This is a genomic window from Gemmatimonadota bacterium, assembly GCA_016712265.1.
Classification (GTDB): domain Bacteria; phylum Gemmatimonadota; class Gemmatimonadetes; order Gemmatimonadales; family Gemmatimonadaceae; genus RBC101.
This window is the reverse complement of record JADJRJ010000028.1, coordinates 1268506-1287399: the sequence shown is the minus strand read 5'-3', so window position 1 is coordinate 1287399 and position 18894 is coordinate 1268506. Positions and strand designations below refer to the sequence as shown.

Sequence of the window (18894 nt, the reverse complement as noted above, 5' to 3'; positions counted from 1 at the left end):
CTGCCGCCTGCCACACATTCGCTCCGCGCGCATCCGTTACCCCGCGCTGTTCACCTCACCCGGCGTCCCCTGTAACTTGTCCCGACCCGCCGTTCCCGAGCCCCGATGCCTCACACTGTCCTGCCGTTCGAGATCCCGATCTACGGGAGTTTCAAGCTCACCGGATTCGGGATCGCCGTCTTCATGGCCTTCGCGATCTCGCAGGTGATCTGCCAGGTTGAGCTTACCCGCCGGGGGCACAAGAAGGAGTCGGACGCCATCCCGGACATCATCATCTACTCCATCCTCGGCACCATCGTTGGCGGAAAGGTCTACTACTCCGCCGTGGTCACCGGCGACTGGAGCGACCTGCTGTCGCGCGCCGGGTTCGTCTTCTGGGGCGGCTTTATGGGTGCCGTCCTGGCCAACTGGATCTTCATCACCAGTCGCAAGCTCTCCTTCCCGCGTTTCGCTGACGTCGCGGGCATCGCCATCGCTGCGGGGTATTCCGTGGGGCGGACCGGATGCTGGGCGGTGGGCGACGACTACGGGCGACCCTGGGACGGACCACTCGCCGTGATGTTCCCGCAGGGTGCGCCGCCGAGCACTGCGATCCAGATGAACCGGAGCTTCGGCGTCCCGATTCCGGACGGCGTGGCGCCGGAGACCGTCCTCGCGGTACATCCCACGCAGCTGTACGAGACCTTCCTCGGCTTCCTGATGTTCCTTGTCGTTTGGCGCTTCCGGAACCACAAGCACGCCGAAGGATGGCTCTTTGGTGTCTACTGCGTGCTGGCCGGTGCGGAGCGATTCGTGATCGAGTTCTTCCGCGCGAAGGACGACCGATTCTTCGGCCCGCTCACCGCCGCCCAGGTCATCGGACTCGCAATCATGGCGATTGGCGTCGCCGTCATGGCCGCTCGGTCACGCACCGGACCCGGCAAGCCGGGGATCTATGCTGCGAGCCCCGCTACCGCCTGAAGTCGGCGCCCTGCGGGTGCTCCTCCACCACCATCGTCTGCTCCATCTCCCGCACCTTCTCTTCCAGGGCCTTCACACGGGCGTCGATCACCGCGGGGCCCGGTGAGGGCTGGGGCACCGTCGGCAGGCTCACGGAACGCTTGGGCCAGAAGGTCTTGAGCAGGGCCAGCACAAAGAGCACGACGAGGAACAGCTGGGCCAGCAGGGTTTGCACGCTGGGATAGATCCCCATCGCCTCTACGTGCGGCCAACCAGGGAGGACGGTGATCGGGACGATGTTGCCCTCCTGCAGCTCGCGGATCCCCTTCCCCATGAAAACAAACGCCATGTAGTAGAGCAGGGCCGACGTGCCCGCAAAGAACGGGCGGAGCGGCAGCCGCACGCCGTAGCGATAGAACAGCGTGAAGACGACGGCGAGCACGGCCCCGCCCACCACGATCCCCAGCGCAATCGGCATCCCGGCCCCATCCCGCAGGAGGGCCTGGTAGAACAGCGCGGTCTCGGCGCCCTCGCGATACACTGCCAGGAAGGCAACGACGGAGAGGGCACGCCCACCCCCATGCTGCAGCGCGTCGTTGACCTTGTCCCGGATGAACTGCTGCCACTTCGCGGCCTCTACCTTGGAGATCAGCCAGTAACTGACGGAGAACAAGACCGCGACCGCCACGAGCATCGTGATCCCCTCGATAATCTCGCGCGTCGCTGGCAACGCGCGCAGCACGGTCGCGAGGATCACCGCCGTCACCCCACTGGCAACGAGGGCGGCCCCGACGCCCAACCAGACGGCGCGCAGTCGCCGACGGTTGCCGGTCTTCACGAGAAAGGTCACCACCGCCCCGACCACGAGGATCGCCTCGAAGCCCTCGCGCAGGATGATCAGGAACGACTGGAGGAAATTGCCCCAGAATCCCGTGGTGGGTTGAACCAACTCAAGGATGCCGGGCATCCCGGCCTCCACGGCGTCCCGCGCCCGCTCTGCTCCGCGGGTGTCCCCCGCCTTCACCGCACCCTTGAAGTCGGCAAACTGGCGCTCCATCGACGCGACCAACCCCGGATTGCGGGCGCGCGCCACGGTCTCGAGCGGTTCGAAGGCGATATAGCTGTCAAAAGCGCGATCGTTGGCGTCGGCGCGACGGCCGGCGCGCAAGGCGCCCAGGGCATCGTTAAGCAGGCCCAGCACACGCTGCGCTGCAGCCGCGCCTCCGGTGCTGTCCGTCGTGGCCACCGGGGACGGGACATCCTCGAGCGCCAGCCGCCGCACATGCGCCACGAGCTGCGCGACATCGGTTGCCGAGAGCTCCCGGGCGGGCGGCATCGCCGTCCCGTTTACCCCCTCCCGAATGACGGCGCCAATCTGCGCATCACTCCGGTCGACATGCCAGGCAAAACTCGACAGCTCCGCAGGCAGTCGGGACAAGGCGCGCGTCAGGTCACCATCGGACATCCCGGTCACGCCGTGACACCCCGCGCACCGCTGCAAGTACAGTCCTTCGCCCGGTGCCGTGGGCTGCGGCGCCCGCAAGCTGTTGAGATAGGCGATGACATTCCACCGCTGGTCCGGCGTGAGTGTGCCCGCCCAGCCGGCCATGCTGGTGCCGACGACACCTACCGAGATGATGTTGTACATCATCGCCGGGGTCACGGTGGCCATCTGGTCCGCGTCCGCCAGCGCTGGCGGCGGGGGGGTCAGCGCCCGCGCCTGCGGCCCATCGCCCATCCCCCGCGATCCGTGGCAGCTCGCGCAACTGGTCTCGTAGATCCGCTGTCCCTCAAGGGGGTCGAGGCGGCGCGTGGGCATGTCGAGCGCCGCATCTGCTCCCATCGCCTGGATCACCTGCGCATGGAGCGCGAGCACGACGGCTGGTGGCTCCTTTCGCCCGACTCCCGCCGCCATCGAGTCCAGCAGGGAACGGATCTGCGGCGCGCGATCGCCACTGAGCCGAGCCGCCACGTCGCGGGCATCCGCAAGGAAGGTCACCGCCTCCTCGTACTCGATGTCGTTGACCACGCGGCGCTGGTCATCCACCGCCAGCCCATACTCGGTCATCGCCACGCTCACGATCATCGCCAGGCGCTTCGCTGGGCGTTCCTGCGCGGCGGCCTGCGGTGGCACGACCGCCCCCAGCAGAATCCAGGCAACGGCGGCGCGTATGGAGAGATTCCGACCCATCAGGAAGCGGCGTTTCGGGGGCGAAGAAATTAACCCGACAGAATTTATCGGGTCTCCGGAAAAGGGCTAGCCACCCTCCACAACCACCGTGGCCACGGCAGACGTATCTCCATGCGTCATCGAGAGATGCGTGCTCACGACCCCCAATTCGGCCGCCCTGACCGCCGCACGGCCTGAAAGCCGAAGCAATGGCCGACGATGCTCGTCGTGTACGACCTCCATCTCCTGCCATCCTATCGCCCGGGCCTCAAAGGAGCCCGCCAGTGCCTTGAACGTGGCTTCCTTGGCCGCGAGCCGGACGGCGATGTGCGGAGCCGGATCGAACATACGCTGGCAGTATGCCGCTTCCGATGGCGTCAGGAGCCTCGCCATCAGCGCCTCGGTCCCGCGCCGGGCGAGCATGTCGCGCACCCGCTGGTGGTCCACGATATCCACGCCGATTCCCAGGATCATGAGAGGTGCAGTGAGACGTGATGCCACGCGCGGTCGGCTTCAATGAACACACGGCGGAGCTGGCCAGTCCACCGGCGCCACGCATCGAAGCGCGTCCCCGCGGGAGCGGCGAACACCGCGTCCCCGGCGCTGGCAAGATGCTCGAGCGCCGCGAGGCACGGCTCGATCGCCTCCTCGAGGTGGGCGGCAAGCGCGCGCCGCCGCGGAGCGTCCGCGGCAAACCGCCCGGCGGCCAGCTGTTCCATCTCGGCCCGCCAGCGATCGGCGAGGGCGTTGGTGTCGAATTGGGCGACGCGGCGCTCGACGGCATCGGGATTCGCCACGCGGCGGCGCGCCGCGAGCAACGGCCCGAAGAATCGGCTTTCCAACGCCTCGTCGGAGCCGCGCCTGCCTAACGTGCGCAGCCCGCGGGCGAATTCCGGCATGGGGCATGCTCGCTCAACAATCATTCCCCACGCCCGGGGCAACTCGGGCGACCCGGTGAAGACCACGACGTCCCCCCCCTGGTACAGGGTCAGCGTCCCTCGCTCCAGGGTTGCGTCGGCGAGCGAACGCCAGCTGACGCTGACCCGCGCGTGCTCGGTCGCCACCTTTCCGTCAACACGCTCGATCACCAGTCCGCCGATACCGTCCAGCGCGCGGCCTGCCCAACGTCCGCCGATCGTCAGGCCGTGCACGACCAGCAGGGGGGCCGGCTCAGGCGTCATCCAACCGGAACCGGTAGTCGCCCGCCAACTCGCGAGCGGAAAGTGCGGCGCGCTGTCCGGTTCGGACCTCAAAGCGTCGCGCGAAGTCCGAGAGCCGCTCCACGGTGAACGACGCGCGGTCGAGCCCCATGCACAGGATCGCCCGTTCGATGCCATCGGGATCGCCCTCAACCTCGGCGAGCAGGTCCATGCGCGGATACCGCTCGAGGCGCACGACCACGCCGTCCCATTCATAGACCTCCACCTCCCGCTCGATCTCCCGCGAGACCACGTACCCCAGCCCGACCAGGATCGCATGCAACGTCTTCGCGTCCTGCACGTCCGTGCCGATCTCCTCCCGCACCTTGAAACCACCCGGATATGAGGTCGGCCCCTTGAAGTCGAGTCGAGCGCATTCGGCCCCATTGGTGGGACGAGTCACGCGGAGGCGCAGGACCTCATCGCGCGTGCGAAGACGGCGATCCGGAAGATCGTATCGCCAGTCGACGAGGCCCCCCGTGAAGGTGCACCTGGCCCCGGCGGCCACCAGCGCGCGTTGCACCGCGTCGGCGTCTGGCACGACTCCCTTCAGCTCAATCTCACGCATTGTCGATGGCGCGCAGGACCGCGGCCGTATCTCCAAGCGAGGGCAAGACGGCCGCCGGGTCGTGCGCCGCCAGATCTTCCACGGTGTAGTGTCCGGTGGCGACGCCAATCGCCCGAGCCCCGATGCCGCGTCCACAGTGAATGTCCGCGGGCGTGTCGCCGATAATGACGACGCGGGATCCCTCAAAGGCGAGTCCCAGTGTCTCGTGTGCGCGGCGCACGGCAATCGCGGGCAGTTCGTGACGGTGCTCGTGGTCGGAGCCAAACGCGCCGAGGCGGAAGCGTTCAGGCGCAACCCCGACCGCCCGCAACTTCCGGTTGGCCCCTTCCACAATGTTGCCGGTGAGGAGCCCCGTGACGCGATCCGCGCGCGCCTCGAGGGCGTCGAGCAACTCCATCACCCCATCATATCGGTGCATGGTGGTATGCGGAGCCTCGATCTCCACGCCCAGTCGCTCGAGGTACATCGCGAGTACATCGTTCATTCGCGCACTAATGGTGGCATCCTCGACCCCGGCCTCCCGCATCGACTCGCGCACAATCTGGATGTCGGTCTTGCCATCGTATCGGTACCCCGGGGCCCCTGCGTGGCCAAAATGCGTGACCAGCGCGGCCTCCATCGCGCGGCGCCCAGCGCCGGAGGTCCACAGCAAGGTGCCGTCGATATCAAACAGGATGAGTTTCATCAGGCTTCGGCAGGTTCGGCGTCGGATCGGGCGAGCAGGAGTCCGCCGACGATCAGCGTGGCGCCCATCAACTGGGCTGCCGTCGGCCGCTCCCGCAGGAACGCCCAGGCGACGGCAATGGCCACGATAGGCTGCAGGTTCGAGTACATCGACGTGCGGGTCGGGCCGAGGACGCGCAGGCCCCGATAGTAAAAGAGGTAGGCGACCACCATCGCGATCAACGAGGAGTAACCCAGCGCCCCCCAGGCGATCACCGGCAACGCCCCCCAGTCGACGAGCATCAACGCGGGAATCCCCACCGCCACGGCGACGATCGCCCCGCCCAACATCGTGTACCCGCCGAGATACCACGGCTCCACGTGGTGCGAGTACTGCTTGACCCGCGTGGCATACAACGCCCAGGACAACGCCGCCGACCAGAGGAAGACGACGCCGAGGATGCTGTCACTTCCCACCGCCCGGTTGCGCACGGCGCCTAACGCGACGGTGCCACACCCAACAATCTGCAGCGCCACGCCGAGCCATTGACGGCCGTTGAGGAACTCCGACTTCTCGAGGCGTCCGACGATGGCGACGAATGCCGGGCTCGCGGCGATCAGGAGGGCCGCCGTCGCCACGCTGGATCGCATGAGCCCCAGGATGAAAAAGACCTGGTAGACGCCGTTGCCGAGCATGCCCAGCAGCACCAGCGCCCTGGCCTCTCGCGGGTCCGGGCGGGTCATGTCGCGGCCCGCCGCGATCCCGAGCTGCGCGAAGGCCGCCAGGGGAATGCGGATGGCGTTGATGGCGAGCCCGCCCATGAACGCCGAGGTGAACTTGAGGACGCTGAAATTCAGGCCCCACATGAGGGCCATGAGGAGGAGAAGGACGTCCGTGTGCCAACGCACCTCGTCTCCCCGCCCCGGTGCCACCAGCACCTGACCTGCCGTTTCCGTCCGGACTGACATGGGCGAAAGGTAGACGGCGCCCGCGCCGGACTGCACCCACACGACTATCTTGCGCCCATGGTCGTCTCATTTGCCATGTTCGCCGACGGCGCGAACATCTCCCAGGAAGGGAAGCTGAACATCCTCGGCGTCTTTGACGCGGTGCAGGTCGGTGGGTTACCGGCTGTCCATCCTCGCGCGCACCTGATCGTCCGCTTCAAGGGGACCCCCCAGGACGCAGGTACGCACCAGGTCTCGCTACGCTGGATCAACCCGGGCGGGGTCGAGCTGTGGGCCTCGGATGGGCAGGTGGAGTTGACGCCGGCCCCACCGGGAGTCAGTGAGATCGACATCCCCCTCCTGGCGTCCATCGACCTTCCACTCGACCTGGCCGGTGCCTACGCGATGCGGGTGTTCGTGAACGGGCAGCAGCGCGGCGAGATCCCGCTCCACGTTCGCACCACCCCACCGGCCTTTGTGGCCCCCCCGACCGCAGGGGGGATGGTCTCCTAGCGCTACTTCTCGCGCGACACGGCGGGATCAGCCAGACCGGGAACGCCGTCACGCCCGCGGGCAAACCGCACGCTGCGCTCGACGGCCATCTCCATGGCCTGGACGGCGAGCACCTCGACGGCCACGAGTGACGCCGTGATTCCCTCCATGGGGCCGAGCGCGAAGAGCGTATCCCCGTCGAATTGCGTGGCACACGGTGTGATGCGCTTGAACCAGGCGGCGGTCGCGGCGCGGGCCAATTGCTGCAGGTCGGCGCGGGACAGGAGGACATTGGTCATGACGGCACCGATCGTCGTGTTCATTCCCGCTGGCGCATCGTCGCCACGACGCGGCCCACCTGACGTCAGGACGGTGGTAGCGTCCAGGAAGCGGCCACCATCGCCTCGTGCCCCGGCGATGATGCGGCCACTCGCGTCGCGAACGTCGCCCACCGCGTTGGTGACGACCGCAGCCCCCACGACGATGTCCCCGCTGCGCACCACCCAGGCACCAAAGCCGCCCTTCATGGCGCGTGCCGCGCCAGCGACCTTGCCAACGCTCGCCCGCGTCCCGGCGCCCACGCTCCCCTCGGCCGGCGTCGTGACACCAGCTGCACACGCCGCGTAGGCTACGTCGGGCGTCGGTCGCGTGCTGAACGGACCCATCATGCCAAGGTCGAAGATGGCGGCGGCAGGCACGATGGGGACCACGCCACCGGCGATCGGGAACCCGCGCTGGTGTTCCTCCATCCAGCGCATCACGCCGGCCGCCGCATCGAGGCCATAGGCCGATCCCCCGGTGAGGAGGATCGCATCCACCCGATCCGTGGAGTGCTGCGGATCGGCGATGGCGAACTCCCGCGACGCGGTGGCGCGGCCGAGCTGCACCCCGCCGCAGCGCATCGCCCCGGCCGCGCGCCGAATCACCGTGGCCCCCGTCACCCCCGAGGGGTCGGTCGCGTGGCCGATGACGATGCCTAAAGGAGCAAAGTCGACGCCCGCAGGTTGGAACAGGCTCTTCACGAGGGCTGCCCGGCAATTGGGGAAGCCGCGCTGCAGGTCTTGCACATGGTGATTCCCTTCATGTTGCAGATCACGCAGATGAAGGTGCCGCACCCGGTGCAGGGATATCCCTCCGACGCGCGCTCCTCGTTGCCGCACGCGCGGCACACCATCGCATCGTGTTCCTTGAGTTCGGTCATGTGTTCCTCCCTCGTGACGGCGGTGCGTTCCGCGCACCAAGCCCGTAGTGCCGGATCTTCTTGATGAGCGTGGCGCGAGAGATCCCCAACGCCAGGGCGGTATGCGAGCGGTTGTCTGCGTGGTAACGCAGGGCCCGGGCAATATGCTCGCGTTCGATCTCCTCGAGCGGACGCGGCGCAGCGGGGTCCGCAGCTCCATCGCCGCGCGCGAGGTCCGCAGGGAGTGCGTCCGCGGCGATGGCATCGGCCCCGCGGCTCACCAGCATGGCGCGTTCGAGGACGTTGCGGAGTTCGCGGAGGTTACCTGGCCAGGTGTGCGAGACCAACCGGTCCATGGCAGCTGGGTCCACGTCGCGCGGCGCGTGCGGAAGGGCCGGCGTCAGCTCGGCAATGACCCCGTCCACCAGCACCACCAGATCGTCACGCGACCGATCGCGCAGCGGAGGCAGCCGCAACGGCATGACGGCTACGCGGTAGTAGAGGTCCTCCCGGAAGCGGCCGGTGTTCACCTCCGTCACGAGGTCATGGGTCGTCGTGGCAATAAGGCGCACATCCACCGGGATCTCACGTGTTCCCCCCACCCGTCGAATGGCGTTGCCCTCGAGGAGGGATAGCAGGCGTGGCTGGAGGGCCAACGGCAGGTCCCCGACTTCGTCAAGGAAGAGCGACCCGCCGCTCGCCACCTCCACCACACCGGCCCGCCCGGCATCGCCCTCGCGACCGAACAACTCCGCCTCCAGCGGCCCGGCCTGGGCCCGCGTACACGACGCCTCCACCCACGGGCCGTCGCGGCGCGTGCTGGTCGCGTGAATCCATCCTGCTAAACGCCCCTTGCCTGTGCCCGGCTCGCCGACCAGGAGGACCGGCGTGCGTTCCACCGCGGCCAGCAGCTCCACCTGGGTCGCCAGGTCGACCATGGCCGGGGAGGTACCTAACGCGACGCGCCCCGACGCCGCCCGGCGGGCGTTGGCCCGGCGCGCCAGCTCACGCGACCGTCCGCGCTCGAGGGCCCGGTCCACGACCACGCCCAATTGCGCGAGGTCCACTGGCTTGGTCAGGAAGGTCTCCGCCCCGCCCTGCACGGCCTGCACGGCCATGGGCACCTCGGCATGCCCCGAGATCATGACCACGACCGGGTCCTCCGGGCGTATCGCGTCGAACACGTCGAATCCGGACATGTCCGGCAGGTTCACGTCGAGGAGGATGGCGTCCGGTCGCCGTTCCCTGAACGCCCGCAACGCCTCGCCACCGGTGTGGGCAACCCGGACCGCGTGCCCCCCACGCGTGAACCATCGCGCGTACGACTGCGCGAGGATTTCCTCGTCGTCAACGATCAGCAGGTCACCCATGGGTCGGCGACTCCACCGGATCGAACGTGACGACCGCCCCACCGTCCGGGTGGGGCATCGCGATGATGTCGACCTCGAGTTCGCCGCTGGCGTGGCGGCAGCGGGCGCGCCCGCGCGCACCTTCCTCGATGGCCGCACGCAACGGATCGTTGGCCGGTGCATGCGGGAGCCCCAGGACCGCAGCGTAGAAGGACCGCCCGATCAACCCGAACGTGGTCTCGTCACCCGTCAGTTGTCGCGCGCGCACGTTGCAGCGCAGCACGCGTCCCTCCTCGTTGACCACCACCATCCCCACCCCGATGGCATCGAAGATCGACGACCACTCGCGCGTCGCCTCCTGGATCTCGGCGAACAGCCGCGCGTTGACGATCGCCACCGCCACCTGGTCCGCGAGTCGCTGCAGGATGCGCGCATCCCCCTCGTGGAAGGCCTCGTCGCGATTGAACAGGGCCAGCACCCCGATGATGCCTCGGGCCGTCCGAAGTGGCGCGATCACGGCCCGGCGGACATCGACGAGCTGCAGATTGCGGTGATACGCCCCCGGATCCGCGGTCACGTCGTTGCTGATCGCCGTCGCACCCGACAGGACCACCTGCCCCATGAGGCTCCCCTGCACGGGCACCACCACCCCGGTAAAGACATCCGCGATGCCGGCTGCACTCTGCACGTAGAGGTAATCGCCATCCCGAAGCGCGGTACACGCCCCCGCCGCCCGCAGCAACGCCATCGCGTGCCGCAGGATCAGTCGTTGCACCTCGGTCACCTTAAGGGACTCACCCACCGCGCGCGCAACCTCGGCCATGGCATCACTCTGCCGGCGCTCGCGTTCACTCTCCATGTGCAGGCGCGCGTTGTTGATCGCGGTGCCCGCCACCACAGCGAGGGTCGTCCCGATCTCGCGCGCTTCCTCGTCGAGGATCCCCGCCTCATCACTCCACCCGACGAGGGCGCCGAAGAGCTTTCGCCCGTGCACCATGGGCAACAGGAGCATCCCCTCGAGAGGAGGATCCCGTTGCCAGGTCGCGTCGAGCAGCACCGCCTCGGGCGGGCTTTCGCGACGCAGCAGGAGCGGCGTCCCGGTGCGCCAGGTTTCCGTGAGGGCGTCCCCACCGTCGCCAGCCGGCAGCTCGAAGCCGATCGCGTCGTCGCCGAGGCGTCGCCGCACCGTTACGCGCCGATCAGGTTCGTCGAAGTCCAGGACGAGGACGCCGCGCACGCCGAGGATCCGCTGCGCCCCGCGAGCGACCTCGTCGAGGATCACCTCTTCATCGGTCGCGCGGGCGAGGGCCATTACCAGCTGTTGCACTCCGGCGAGCGCCGCCCCCCTGCGATCACCGGTGCGCACGAGGGCCCGGAGCCGGTCCGCATGCGCCGGTTCGAGACCCGCCAGCGCGGCAAGTGTCGCCTCGTCCAGCCCGCGGGCTGGGGTAATCGATCGGGTAGGGGTCGTCATGGATCCCTGCGCATCGCCGGCATGTCCTGACGCTCGCCTACCATCGCCACGACCGGAAGAGGTCAATGGAGAGCTGGGAGCCGCGATTCGCCGCAAAACCGTTGGTTTGCTGGGTGCACAGGACGGCCGCCAGCGGCGGTTCCCGGCTCACGGAAATGCCGAGCCCGCTGCGAATGGCGATCTCGAGGGAGCCGCCGACGAGGTCCGCGAGGTTCGTGTTGTTCGAGGCCTGGCTCACGAAAGTCTGCAGCGGACAGAGCCCGGTGGTGAGACTGACAAAGATGCGGTCTGTCAGCTGTTTGCCGGCGCCCACGGTGGTGCCCGCGAGCCCGGCGATGCCGAGGTCGGCGATGAGGTTGTTGTTGCTCGTCGCTGTCGCGTCGCGGCCCGCCAGCGACTGGAGCTGTACGTAGTCGAAGTACTGGCCTGAGAAACGCGCCGACAGCGCCGCTCCCAGATTCGTGAACAGCAAATCGCGCACGTAGTACGCGTCCAGGCCGCCGATCTCCGACGTTGGGCGTCCGCTGATGAGGTATGAGATCAGGTCAGACGGCGAGACCTGTAGCGAGTCCGCGCTCTCGAAGTCCAGGCGTGGCTGGATGAGCGTGCCCGCGAGCTTCGCGCGAATGCGGATGCTGCGATCGCTGTACAAGGTGCTGCGCTGCCGCACCGTGTAGAGCGTGTTGATGTTCAGGGTGGGGTTGAAGTCGGGATCCCCAAAGAAGCGGATCTCCCCGCCCTCGACGATGAAGTTGCGCTGCAGCAGGTCGCCAAATCGCACGTTGAAGGTCCCGCGCTCCGTGCGCAGGGCGCCGTCCACGGCGAGTTGCGGCGTCCCGCTGGTCGCCAGCCCCGCCGCGCGGATCACGTTCACCGATCCGCCCAGCTTGATATTCGCTTCCGCGCTGCGCAGCCAGACGTCCGGCCCCATCGCGACACTCACCTGGCGCGCTTCGATCCCCTGCAGGAGGCGGGGCAATCGTGGCAGGATGCGACGATTCGCCTCCAGCGTCGTGTCGATGATCGACGCAAAGGACGCATCATTGAGGGAGACAACTTCCTTGGTCGACAACACCGGGATCGCCACATACCCGCGATTCACGGTGATCGATCCGGTGAGCTGCGAGGCGCTTTCGCGCCCCGAGAACCGGAGCCCGGCGCTGACCGTGAGGTCACCGGTCCGGCGTCGGTTGATCGCGTGAAATTCCGTTGCGTTGAGCGAGAGATCGAACGAGGGATCATCCCACCGATTGATCGCGATGAACCCGCCCAGGGTGAGGGCATTGCGCGCCCCCTCGCCACTCACCACGCGAAAGCGCTCGAACCGTAGCGTGTCGCGCACCGCCCGTAGGTCGACGGCGATGTCCTTCAGGGACAAGCCCAGGTCGTTGACCACCGTGGCGCCGCTGTCCACCCGAAGGAACCCTTCGAGGGTCTCGCGACCGCGCCGTCCGGCCACTGACATGTTGGCCTGGAGTCGGCCCCGGGCGTCCGAAAGCGCCGGAGTGAACGATTCCACCAGCTTGAGGTCGAGGTCGTTCGAGATGGCCGAGACCCGCAGGGTGTCGTCGAGTACGCGCGTGGAGCGCGACGCCAGCGCGAGGTCCACGGGCAGGTTGGCCGCAATGTTCAGGACCGCGGTGTCGCCCTTGAGGATGGTCAACCCGCCGACAAAGCGCCGGTTGCTGCCGCGGCCGCTGATCGCCGTTTCCGACAACGTCACCTGTCCAACCTTCGTGCTCGTCAGGCGGCCGGTCAGGGCCAAGTCGGGATTGTCCCGCGCCCCGGTGAAGCGCGCCTCGAAGGACAAGGCACCCGCGATGGGGACTTTCGCCTGGGCGAGCGCCGCCAGGTCCTCCAAGGCGAGAGAGTCACCCTGCGCCAGCATCTCCACTGCCTGCGTGCCGCTGGCGACCCCGTGTACGAGCACGCGCCCCCCGCGACTGCCGCGCATGATGATCGAGTCGACCGCAAAGGCGTCCGGCCACACCCGGATGGCGCCCGCGCGCGCCAGTCGCCAGTCATGATCCTCAAAGCCCAACCGGGCGTCGTTCAGCGCCAGCGACGTGGTGTCGCCCATGGCGCGCCACGTGCCACGGGCATCCACCGTCTGTCCCGTCGTTGACGCCGCCATCACGTGCACGCCGGCACTGTCGGCGCGCTGGACATCCAGGTCGAGGGACGCGTTGGCAAACCGCACGGTGCCGGCGCTGAGCGAATCCCCGGTGATCGATGCACGTCCGCGCATCCGGTCGGACGTCACCTCCGCGAGGTCAAATTGCACACGGGCCCTGCCAGCGGCACTGGCGTAGGCTTGCAGGTCGCGAGCATCAAGGGTTCCACGCACGGCCAGCGTGTCGATCGACCCGGAGAGCGTCAGCCGACCGTCGATCACCCCGAGGAGCGAGTCCGCCTCGATCGCGGCCCGGGCCGCACTGTCCGGGGCAACCCGCAGGAGGTAGGGCCGCAGGGCGCCTAACGAATCTCCCCGCACATCCAGGACCAGGGAATCCGTGTGCTCCGGGCGCAGGCCGATCCCGCCACGGCCGACCATCGTCCCGGCCGCCGTCTCGGCCCAGAGCGAGTCCACCTTGACCAGGCCGTCGAGGAACCGGAGCCGCATCCGCGCCCCGTCGTACACACGGGTGCTGTCGATCCACGATCGCTCGAGGTCCACAGCGACCGGCCCGCGGAAGTTCAGCAACGAGTCGCCGACGATGTCGACCACGGCCGTCCCGTTGAGCGCCGTCACCGGATAGGCCGCCGTGTCGTACAGCGCCCGCAGGTTCCCATTGGCGAATTGCAGCGTCCCGTGGTACCCGTAGCCGCCGACGGAATCGATGTCGACGCGACCATCCCAGGTGAAGGCGCCGGGGCCACCGGTCATCGACGTCGCCACCGCGAGGTCCTCGGCCGTTCCCTGGAGCCGCACCGGTCCACGCAACGTGCCCCGATACTCGAGCAACAGTTCCGGCCACGCCTTGGCGATGGTGTTCAACTCCAGCGGCTCGGCCGCCATCGCGAGGTCGTACGTCAGGAACGTCTCGCCCAGGGTGACGCGCCCGGAGCCCGTGAACCGGCTGGCCGGTTCGTCGAGGAATCGGTGGGTAATGTCCGCGTTGCGGAACCGCACGTCCGTCCACACCGAGTCCAGCGAAGCCGTGCCGTGGATGGTCCCGTCGAGGCGCGGGAAGAGTGGGTTGAGGAACTGGATGGTCGCCAGGTCGAAATGATCCAGCTCCACCTGGAGGCCATGGAACCTGGTGAAGGCCGGGAAGAGCATGTCGATCTCCCCCCGGGCCCGGCCGCGCGCCGTCGCGCCCGGGACATTCGCGTCCACCATGGAAAACTCGCCCTGCTCCAGCCGCCAGGCGTTCACGGGCCCGCCGCTCGCCTGCAGCGTCGCCGTGATCTGTCCCTTCCACGGGTAGGGCAACGGCTCACCCGTCAGGTCCTCGATGAGTTCCCAGTCGATCGGCTCGGCGCGCATCGCGACGTCCTTCACGATGAGCACCTCGCCGCCGACGCCGAACGTCATGTTGCCCCGGAGGCGCGACCCCACGGTGCGCACATCCATGTCGGAGAGGGCATAGTCGATCACCCGCAGGTCGCGCTCGTTGCGGATCTGCAGGTTCATCTTGCCTCCGCCGGTCGTCGGCAGCGTGGGATAGATCCACGCGACATCCGACATCGACACCGAATCCCCGCGGATGCGGAGGTCATACCGCGTCGGGAGATCACTGCCCCACACCACCTTCCCTTCCGCGGCCCCGCGCGACCGCGGCAACTCAAAGCGCGAAAAGTCGGCCCACAGCGAGTCCTTCACGATGCGCACCGTGCCCGCCGCGTTCCGCACGTCGATAGGCGGATCGAAGCCGGCCGCATCGAGCCGCGCGACATCAAAGAACCGTCCGGCGGTGTCCGGGTCGGCGATCCGCGCCCAGGGAATCACGGCGCGCCCCTCGCGCCAGCTGCGCGTCTGCACGAAGTGTGACCCGACGCGACGAATCATCTTGTCCGGTCGGCCCAGCGCATAGGCCACCGCGCTATCAAGGCGCGCCCCGCGCAACGAATCGGCCGCACGCCACGGCTGCGTGAGGTGGAACTCCCCGCCCTGCACTTCCGCGTTGTACACCGCGATGAAGTCGCCGAGCGTTCGGGTCGTGCGCGGCGGGCCTGGGGGCCCGGACGGGAACACCTTGCGGTAGTTCCAGATCTTGAGGGAATCCTGCCGGATGTGGACGACCGGTCGTTGGATCGTCACCGACTGGATCAGGATCCGGCGATCCCACAAGTCACGAGGGGAGAACCGGACCGTGAGCGGCCCCGTCGCGATGAACAGCGAATCGTTCGGCTCGCGCAGGTCAAAGGTGTCGATCGTGATGTCGGTGAAGAGCGATCCACTGATGCGACCGAGATGCCACTTCCCACCCTTCACCTTCGTATTGAGGAACGACTCGACGTACCCACGCACTTTTTCCCGTCCCCACGCGGTGCGTGTCGCCATCACGACACTCCCCAGCGCCCCGCCCCCAAGCAGGAAAAGCAACCCGGCGCTCAACCAGACGACGTTGCGGCGCAGGGACATGCTAAAACGCCTGCCCGATCGCGAAGTTGATGCGGATCCGCCCCCGGCCGGACAGGGCATCCGGCCGGAAGGACGACGGACACACCCCCGCGCTCTGGCCCAATTCTCCGCCCTCCCCGCGCGTAATCGGCAGTTGGTTGCCCGGACTGACGCAGTACACCTGACCGATGTCCGGGTTGGGGACACCGTCACGCTGGGCTCGTGCGTCGCTGAAGTACATCGGGCCGGCCGGGAGCTTGCGGGGCGCGAGGCCAATGTCGATGCGGACGGGGCCGATCGGTGTGAAAGCGCGCAGGCCGATACCAGGGGTCGTCTTCAGTCCACGTAGTGCAGTCTTCAGGTCCGCGCTGCGCGTGTTCCACACCTGCCCGGCGTCCACGAAGACGGCCCACTGCAGCAGTTCGGGGTACACGGGACTCCGCAAACGTGCCTCCGCATTAAGCACGATGACGTTGTCACCTCCGGTCGGCTGGTCCGGTACCAGCCGCTTCACTGCGGGGTTGTACCGGTAATACAGGTTGCCGTTCTCGTGGACCTCGGTGATCGCACTTGCATCCACGCGGTACACCAGGGAACCGAGCTGGTTCGGGAGAAATCCCCGCACCGAGGTCGGCCCGCCGGCATACAGTCGTTCCTGCGGCGGGATGAAGCGCTGTGTGTCGCCGATCCGCTGCTCCGAAAACACGCGGCCAGCGCGCGCGCGCAGGACCAGGCGACCATCGCCCGGGAAGGTGAGGTATCGCACCGCCTCGACGGTGCCGCGTGTGAACTCGACAAAGCGATCCGAGCCGACGCCGGGAGATGCGTGGCGTAGTTCCACACGCAGCAATGAGCCGCGCGTGGGATCCGCCGCGTCATTCGCTGTCGACTTGGCCGCGCTGAAACCTACGGTCGCCGCCCGGCGATCGCGTTGCAGGAAGTTGATCGTCTCCGGGTCACAGACGCTGAACAGGCTGCAGAAATAGGCGGACGATGCGCGCGTGGCACCACGCTCGAGCTGGTAACTCAGGGCAACGGGAACGCGACCACCCACCTGCACCGACGCGTTCGCTCCGATTGGCGTGTCCTTGAGGAAGGCCGTGTATTCCGAGCGTCGCTCGCTGTACAGCGTGAACGCCGGGAAGACCCGGCGCCCGAACAGAGGGAGGCTGGGTGTACGTCGCCCCCACGTAGTAGTTGAGCGTCGTGTCGCCCCCCGAGATGAAGTCCCTCGCGACATCTGGCGCACACGGCTTGATCCGCGACACCCGCGTGGTCACGTCCACGCGGCGCAAGCCACCGAGAAAGTTCACCGTGCTCAGGTTGCCCTGTGCACGCATGCAATCGTAGTTCCCCCATCCCACCGAACCTCGCGCACCATGCAGCTCGCCCTCCACCAGGTTCACGCGCACGGTGACGAGCGAGTCGACCTCATCGCTCAGGCTGGCGGTGTCCACGGACACGTCCACGTGCTGGTAGGCCTCCGTGAGCTGCAACCCGCGCTTGACCCCCTCGAGGTTGCGCTCACTGAACACGTCCCCGGAGTCGATCCCCAACGTCGCACGCACCCGCCCGGGGTGCACCCCGATGCCCCCACGGACCCCACGCGCCTTCTCCACGCTCACCGGGATATGATCCAGCCGCATCCGCGGCCCGGGCACGACATCGTACCAGACGCGCGCCCGCAGGTTCGCCGTGTCCGTATCGATGTTCTGGAAGACCTCCGCCACCGGATACCCGGTGTTCCGCAGCCGTCGGGTCAACGTGTCCCGCATCGCCCCCAGGCGCTCGCGATCCATCCGGTCCCCGGTCTGCAACGGCAGGGCGCGCCCCAGGCGCCCGCCATCCGCCACGGCGTCGAGCCCGTTGACCGTGAGTGACTCCACCACGACGGGCCGTCCTTCCGCAATGCGGTACCGCACGGCCACTGCGTTGCCGCCCAGTTCGGTCACCTCGGCCTCCACCTTCGTCCCACGAAAGCCCCGCTGGTCGTAGAAGTAGAGCAGGCGCACCACGTCGACGACCTTGGTCACCGTGGAATCGTAGCACCAGCGCTGACCAACCACGCGCAGCAGGCGTCGCACGACGCCAGACGGCGACGTCACGATCCGCAGGGCCAGCTGGTCGTCGCGATAGGCGGTGTTGCCGTCGAACGCCAGGCGACGCACCTCGGGCAGACGGCCATCGCATTCCACCTGCTGCGCGGCCAGCGGGGCGGCCAGGAAGATCCCGGCCACCCAGAGAACCGGCCGGAGGCAGCGCCGCATCGCCTAGCCCTCTTCGAAGAGTAACCCGCCCGGCCCTTGCTGCTTCGCGCCGCGCTTGGCCTCCGCCGCCCGTTGCCCGAGGTTCCCCAGACTGACCCAGTTCTCCGGCGTCACGCTCATGACGGCGGCCGACACACTGGCCAGTGGAAACTCCCGCTGGTGCCCGTCACGATCTGGCCCCAGGTAGGTCCCGCGTTCGGCCGCGTCCCCACCCACCGCACGCGCGACAACATCCCGGCAGCGCACCGCGCACATCTCCGTGAACTGCCGCGCGCGTTCGCGCTGCGTGACAATGATGAAGTCGTCACCCCCGATATGCCCCACGAAGTCGCGGTTGGCCGGCCCGTTGACCTCGGTCGACACCTGGCGGATCGCCGCGCCCAGCCCGCGAATCACCTCGTCGGCGATGGCGAAACCAAAGGTGTCGGCAAACGGCTTGAAGTTGTCCAGGTCGAGGTAACACACCGCGAACGACTCCCCGCGATCGACCCGACGCATGATCTCGGCATCGATGGCGCGCCCGCCCGGCAGTTGACTTGTAGGGTTCCGGTCCCCCTCGCGCTGCACCAGGCGCAGCAGCGCCTGCACCCGCGCCCGCAACTCCCGCGGATCGAACGGCTTCGCCAGATACTCGTCGGCACCCGCGGTGAACCCCTCGACCTTGTTCTCCACGCCGCTCTGGGCCGTGAGCATCAGCACCGGGATGCGCGCCGTGAACGGGTTTTCCTTGATGCGCCGACACACCTCGAGACCGGTCATGTTGGGCATCGAGTTGTCGAGCACCACCAGGTCCGGCTCCCGCTCTTTCAGCGCCGCGAGGACTTCCAGCCCGTCGCAAGCGACCGCGACCTCATGCCCCGACGCCCGGAACAGGTCGCGGAGCATCAGCCGCATGTCTTCATTGTCGTCCGCGACGAGCAGATAGCTCACGAGTCAGGGCACATGGCGGCGTGTAAAGTGAAGCGCCACAAGAATTTCGCCGCTTGCCGAATACCCTGTCAACGGCAACAGGTTGCAGGGTGACGGGAATCACATTCACCCAGGGCTCGCCGAGCCCAAGCGGGGACCCGAAGCGCCG

At 67.9% G+C, this 18894-nt stretch carries 16 protein-coding genes; 2 read left to right on the top strand and 14 right to left on the bottom strand.

Features of this window, described 5'->3' with window-relative positions; all coding sequences use genetic code 11:
* Positions 1–105: 105 nt before the first annotated feature.
* Positions 106–960 (top strand): prolipoprotein diacylglyceryl transferase, encoded by an 855-nt coding sequence (locus IPK85_12285; protein ID MBK8248166.1) that lies wholly within the window; start codon positions 106–108, stop codon positions 958–960.
* On the opposite strand, the gene IPK85_12280 is transcribed toward IPK85_12285, so the two are convergent.
* The 6 genes from IPK85_12280 to IPK85_12255 form a co-directional block, all read right to left on the bottom strand.
* A complete protein-coding gene (locus IPK85_12280) occupies positions 950–3130 on the bottom strand; it encodes a cytochrome c/FTR1 family iron permease (GenBank protein MBK8248165.1) in 2181 nt (726 codons plus the stop codon). The genes IPK85_12285 and IPK85_12280 overlap by 11 nt on opposite strands.
* 66 nt (positions 3131–3196) lie before the next feature.
* Positions 3197–3583 (bottom strand): holo-ACP synthase, encoded by a 387-nt coding sequence (gene acpS, locus IPK85_12275; GenBank protein MBK8248164.1) that lies wholly within the window; start codon positions 3581–3583, stop codon positions 3197–3199.
* The gene (locus tag IPK85_12270; protein MBK8248163.1) at positions 3580–4290 is read right to left on the bottom strand and encodes a hypothetical protein; all 711 of its coding nucleotides are present in this window, start codon (positions 4288–4290) and stop codon (positions 3580–3582) included. Before IPK85_12270 ends, acpS begins: the two co-directional genes overlap by 4 nt.
* The gene (locus IPK85_12265; GenBank protein MBK8248162.1) at positions 4280–4876 is read right to left on the bottom strand and encodes a class IV adenylate cyclase; all 597 of its coding nucleotides are present in this window, start codon (positions 4874–4876) and stop codon (positions 4280–4282) included. The genes IPK85_12270 and IPK85_12265 overlap by 11 nt, the downstream gene beginning before the upstream one ends.
* A complete protein-coding gene (locus IPK85_12260) occupies positions 4869–5561 on the bottom strand; it encodes a haloacid dehalogenase-like hydrolase (GenBank protein ID MBK8248161.1) in 693 nt (230 codons plus the stop codon). The genes IPK85_12265 and IPK85_12260 overlap by 8 nt, the downstream gene beginning before the upstream one ends.
* Entirely contained in the window at positions 5561–6508 is a 948-nt protein-coding gene (locus IPK85_12255; protein ID MBK8248160.1) for an EamA family transporter, read from the bottom strand. The genes IPK85_12260 and IPK85_12255 overlap by 1 nt, the downstream gene beginning before the upstream one ends.
* A 57-nt stretch (positions 6509–6565) precedes the next feature.
* On the opposite strand from IPK85_12255, the gene IPK85_12250 reads away from it, so the two are divergent.
* Entirely contained in the window at positions 6566–7000 is a 435-nt protein-coding gene (locus IPK85_12250) for a hypothetical protein (GenBank protein ID MBK8248159.1), read from the top strand.
* Between the two features lie 2 nt (positions 7001–7002).
* Here the strand turns inward: IPK85_12250 and IPK85_12245 are convergent, their stop codons facing one another.
* Genes IPK85_12245 through IPK85_12210 form a run of 8 tightly spaced genes read right to left on the bottom strand, consistent with a single transcriptional unit; the run spans position 7003 to position 18746 of the window.
* Positions 7003–8001 (bottom strand): P1 family peptidase, encoded by a 999-nt coding sequence (locus IPK85_12245; GenBank protein ID MBK8248158.1) that lies wholly within the window; start codon positions 7999–8001, stop codon positions 7003–7005.
* The gene (locus IPK85_12240) at positions 7998–8180 is read right to left on the bottom strand and encodes a hypothetical protein (protein ID MBK8248157.1); all 183 of its coding nucleotides are present in this window, start codon (positions 8178–8180) and stop codon (positions 7998–8000) included. The genes IPK85_12245 and IPK85_12240 overlap by 4 nt, the downstream gene beginning before the upstream one ends.
* Positions 8177–9529: a sigma-54-dependent Fis family transcriptional regulator gene (locus IPK85_12235; GenBank protein MBK8248156.1), complete on the bottom strand. Its 1353-nt coding sequence runs from the start codon at positions 9527–9529 to the stop codon at positions 8177–8179. Before IPK85_12235 ends, IPK85_12240 begins: the two co-directional genes overlap by 4 nt.
* Positions 9522–10982, bottom strand: a complete 1461-nt coding sequence (locus tag IPK85_12230) for a GAF domain-containing protein (protein MBK8248155.1) — start codon at positions 10980–10982, stop codon at positions 9522–9524. The genes IPK85_12235 and IPK85_12230 overlap by 8 nt, the downstream gene beginning before the upstream one ends.
* 37 nt (positions 10983–11019) lie before the next feature.
* Positions 11020–15570 carry a translocation/assembly module TamB domain-containing protein gene (locus tag IPK85_12225; protein ID MBK8248154.1) on the bottom strand — a complete coding sequence of 1517 codons (4551 nt, stop codon included), beginning with the start codon at positions 15568–15570 and terminating at the stop codon, positions 11020–11022.
* A 1-nt stretch (position 15571) separates the two neighbouring features.
* Positions 15572–16603, bottom strand: coding sequence for a BamA/TamA family outer membrane protein (locus IPK85_12220; GenBank protein ID MBK8248153.1), 1032 nt, complete (start codon positions 16601–16603; stop codon positions 15572–15574).
* A complete protein-coding gene (locus IPK85_12215; protein ID MBK8248152.1) occupies positions 16506–17816 on the bottom strand; it encodes a hypothetical protein in 1311 nt (436 codons plus the stop codon). Before IPK85_12215 ends, IPK85_12220 begins: the two co-directional genes overlap by 98 nt.
* Positions 17817–17819: 3 nt before the next feature.
* Positions 17820–18746 carry a response regulator gene (locus tag IPK85_12210; GenBank protein MBK8248151.1) on the bottom strand — a complete coding sequence of 309 codons (927 nt, stop codon included), beginning with the start codon at positions 18744–18746 and terminating at the stop codon, positions 17820–17822.
* Between the last annotated feature and the right edge of the window lie 148 nt (positions 18747–18894).

What these genes read in the sequence shown, in the direction of transcription:
- IPK85_12265 (MBK8248162.1), bottom strand. Translation starts at nt 4,876, where the DNA reads ATGCGTGAGATTGAGCTGAAGGGAGTCGTGCCAGACGCCGACGCGGTG.
- IPK85_12285 (MBK8248166.1), top strand. Translation starts at nt 106, where the DNA reads ATGCCTCACACTGTCCTGCCGTTCGAGATCCCGATCTACGGGAGTTTC.
- IPK85_12255 (MBK8248160.1), bottom strand. Translation starts at nt 6,508, where the DNA reads ATGTCAGTCCGGACGGAAACGGCAGGTCAGGTGCTGGTGGCACCGGGG.
- IPK85_12225 (MBK8248154.1), bottom strand. Translation starts at nt 15,570, where the DNA reads ATGTCCCTGCGCCGCAACGTCGTCTGGTTGAGCGCCGGGTTGCTTTTC.
- IPK85_12280 (MBK8248165.1), bottom strand. Translation starts at nt 3,130, where the DNA reads ATGGGTCGGAATCTCTCCATACGCGCCGCCGTTGCCTGGATTCTGCTG.
- IPK85_12250 (MBK8248159.1), top strand. Translation starts at nt 6,566, where the DNA reads ATGGTCGTCTCATTTGCCATGTTCGCCGACGGCGCGAACATCTCCCAG.
- IPK85_12260 (MBK8248161.1), bottom strand. Translation starts at nt 5,561, where the DNA reads ATGAAACTCATCCTGTTTGATATCGACGGCACCTTGCTGTGGACCTCC.
- acpS (MBK8248164.1), bottom strand. Translation starts at nt 3,583, where the DNA reads ATGATCCTGGGAATCGGCGTGGATATCGTGGACCACCAGCGGGTGCGC.
- IPK85_12215 (MBK8248152.1), bottom strand. Translation starts at nt 17,816, where the DNA reads ATGCGGCGCTGCCTCCGGCCGGTTCTCTGGGTGGCCGGGATCTTCCTG.
- IPK85_12230 (MBK8248155.1), bottom strand. Translation starts at nt 10,982, where the DNA reads ATGACGACCCCTACCCGATCGATTACCCCAGCCCGCGGGCTGGACGAG.
- IPK85_12240 (MBK8248157.1), bottom strand. Translation starts at nt 8,180, where the DNA reads ATGACCGAACTCAAGGAACACGATGCGATGGTGTGCCGCGCGTGCGGC.
- IPK85_12235 (MBK8248156.1), bottom strand. Translation starts at nt 9,529, where the DNA reads ATGGGTGACCTGCTGATCGTTGACGACGAGGAAATCCTCGCGCAGTCG.
- IPK85_12270 (MBK8248163.1), bottom strand. Translation starts at nt 4,290, where the DNA reads ATGACGCCTGAGCCGGCCCCCCTGCTGGTCGTGCACGGCCTGACGATC.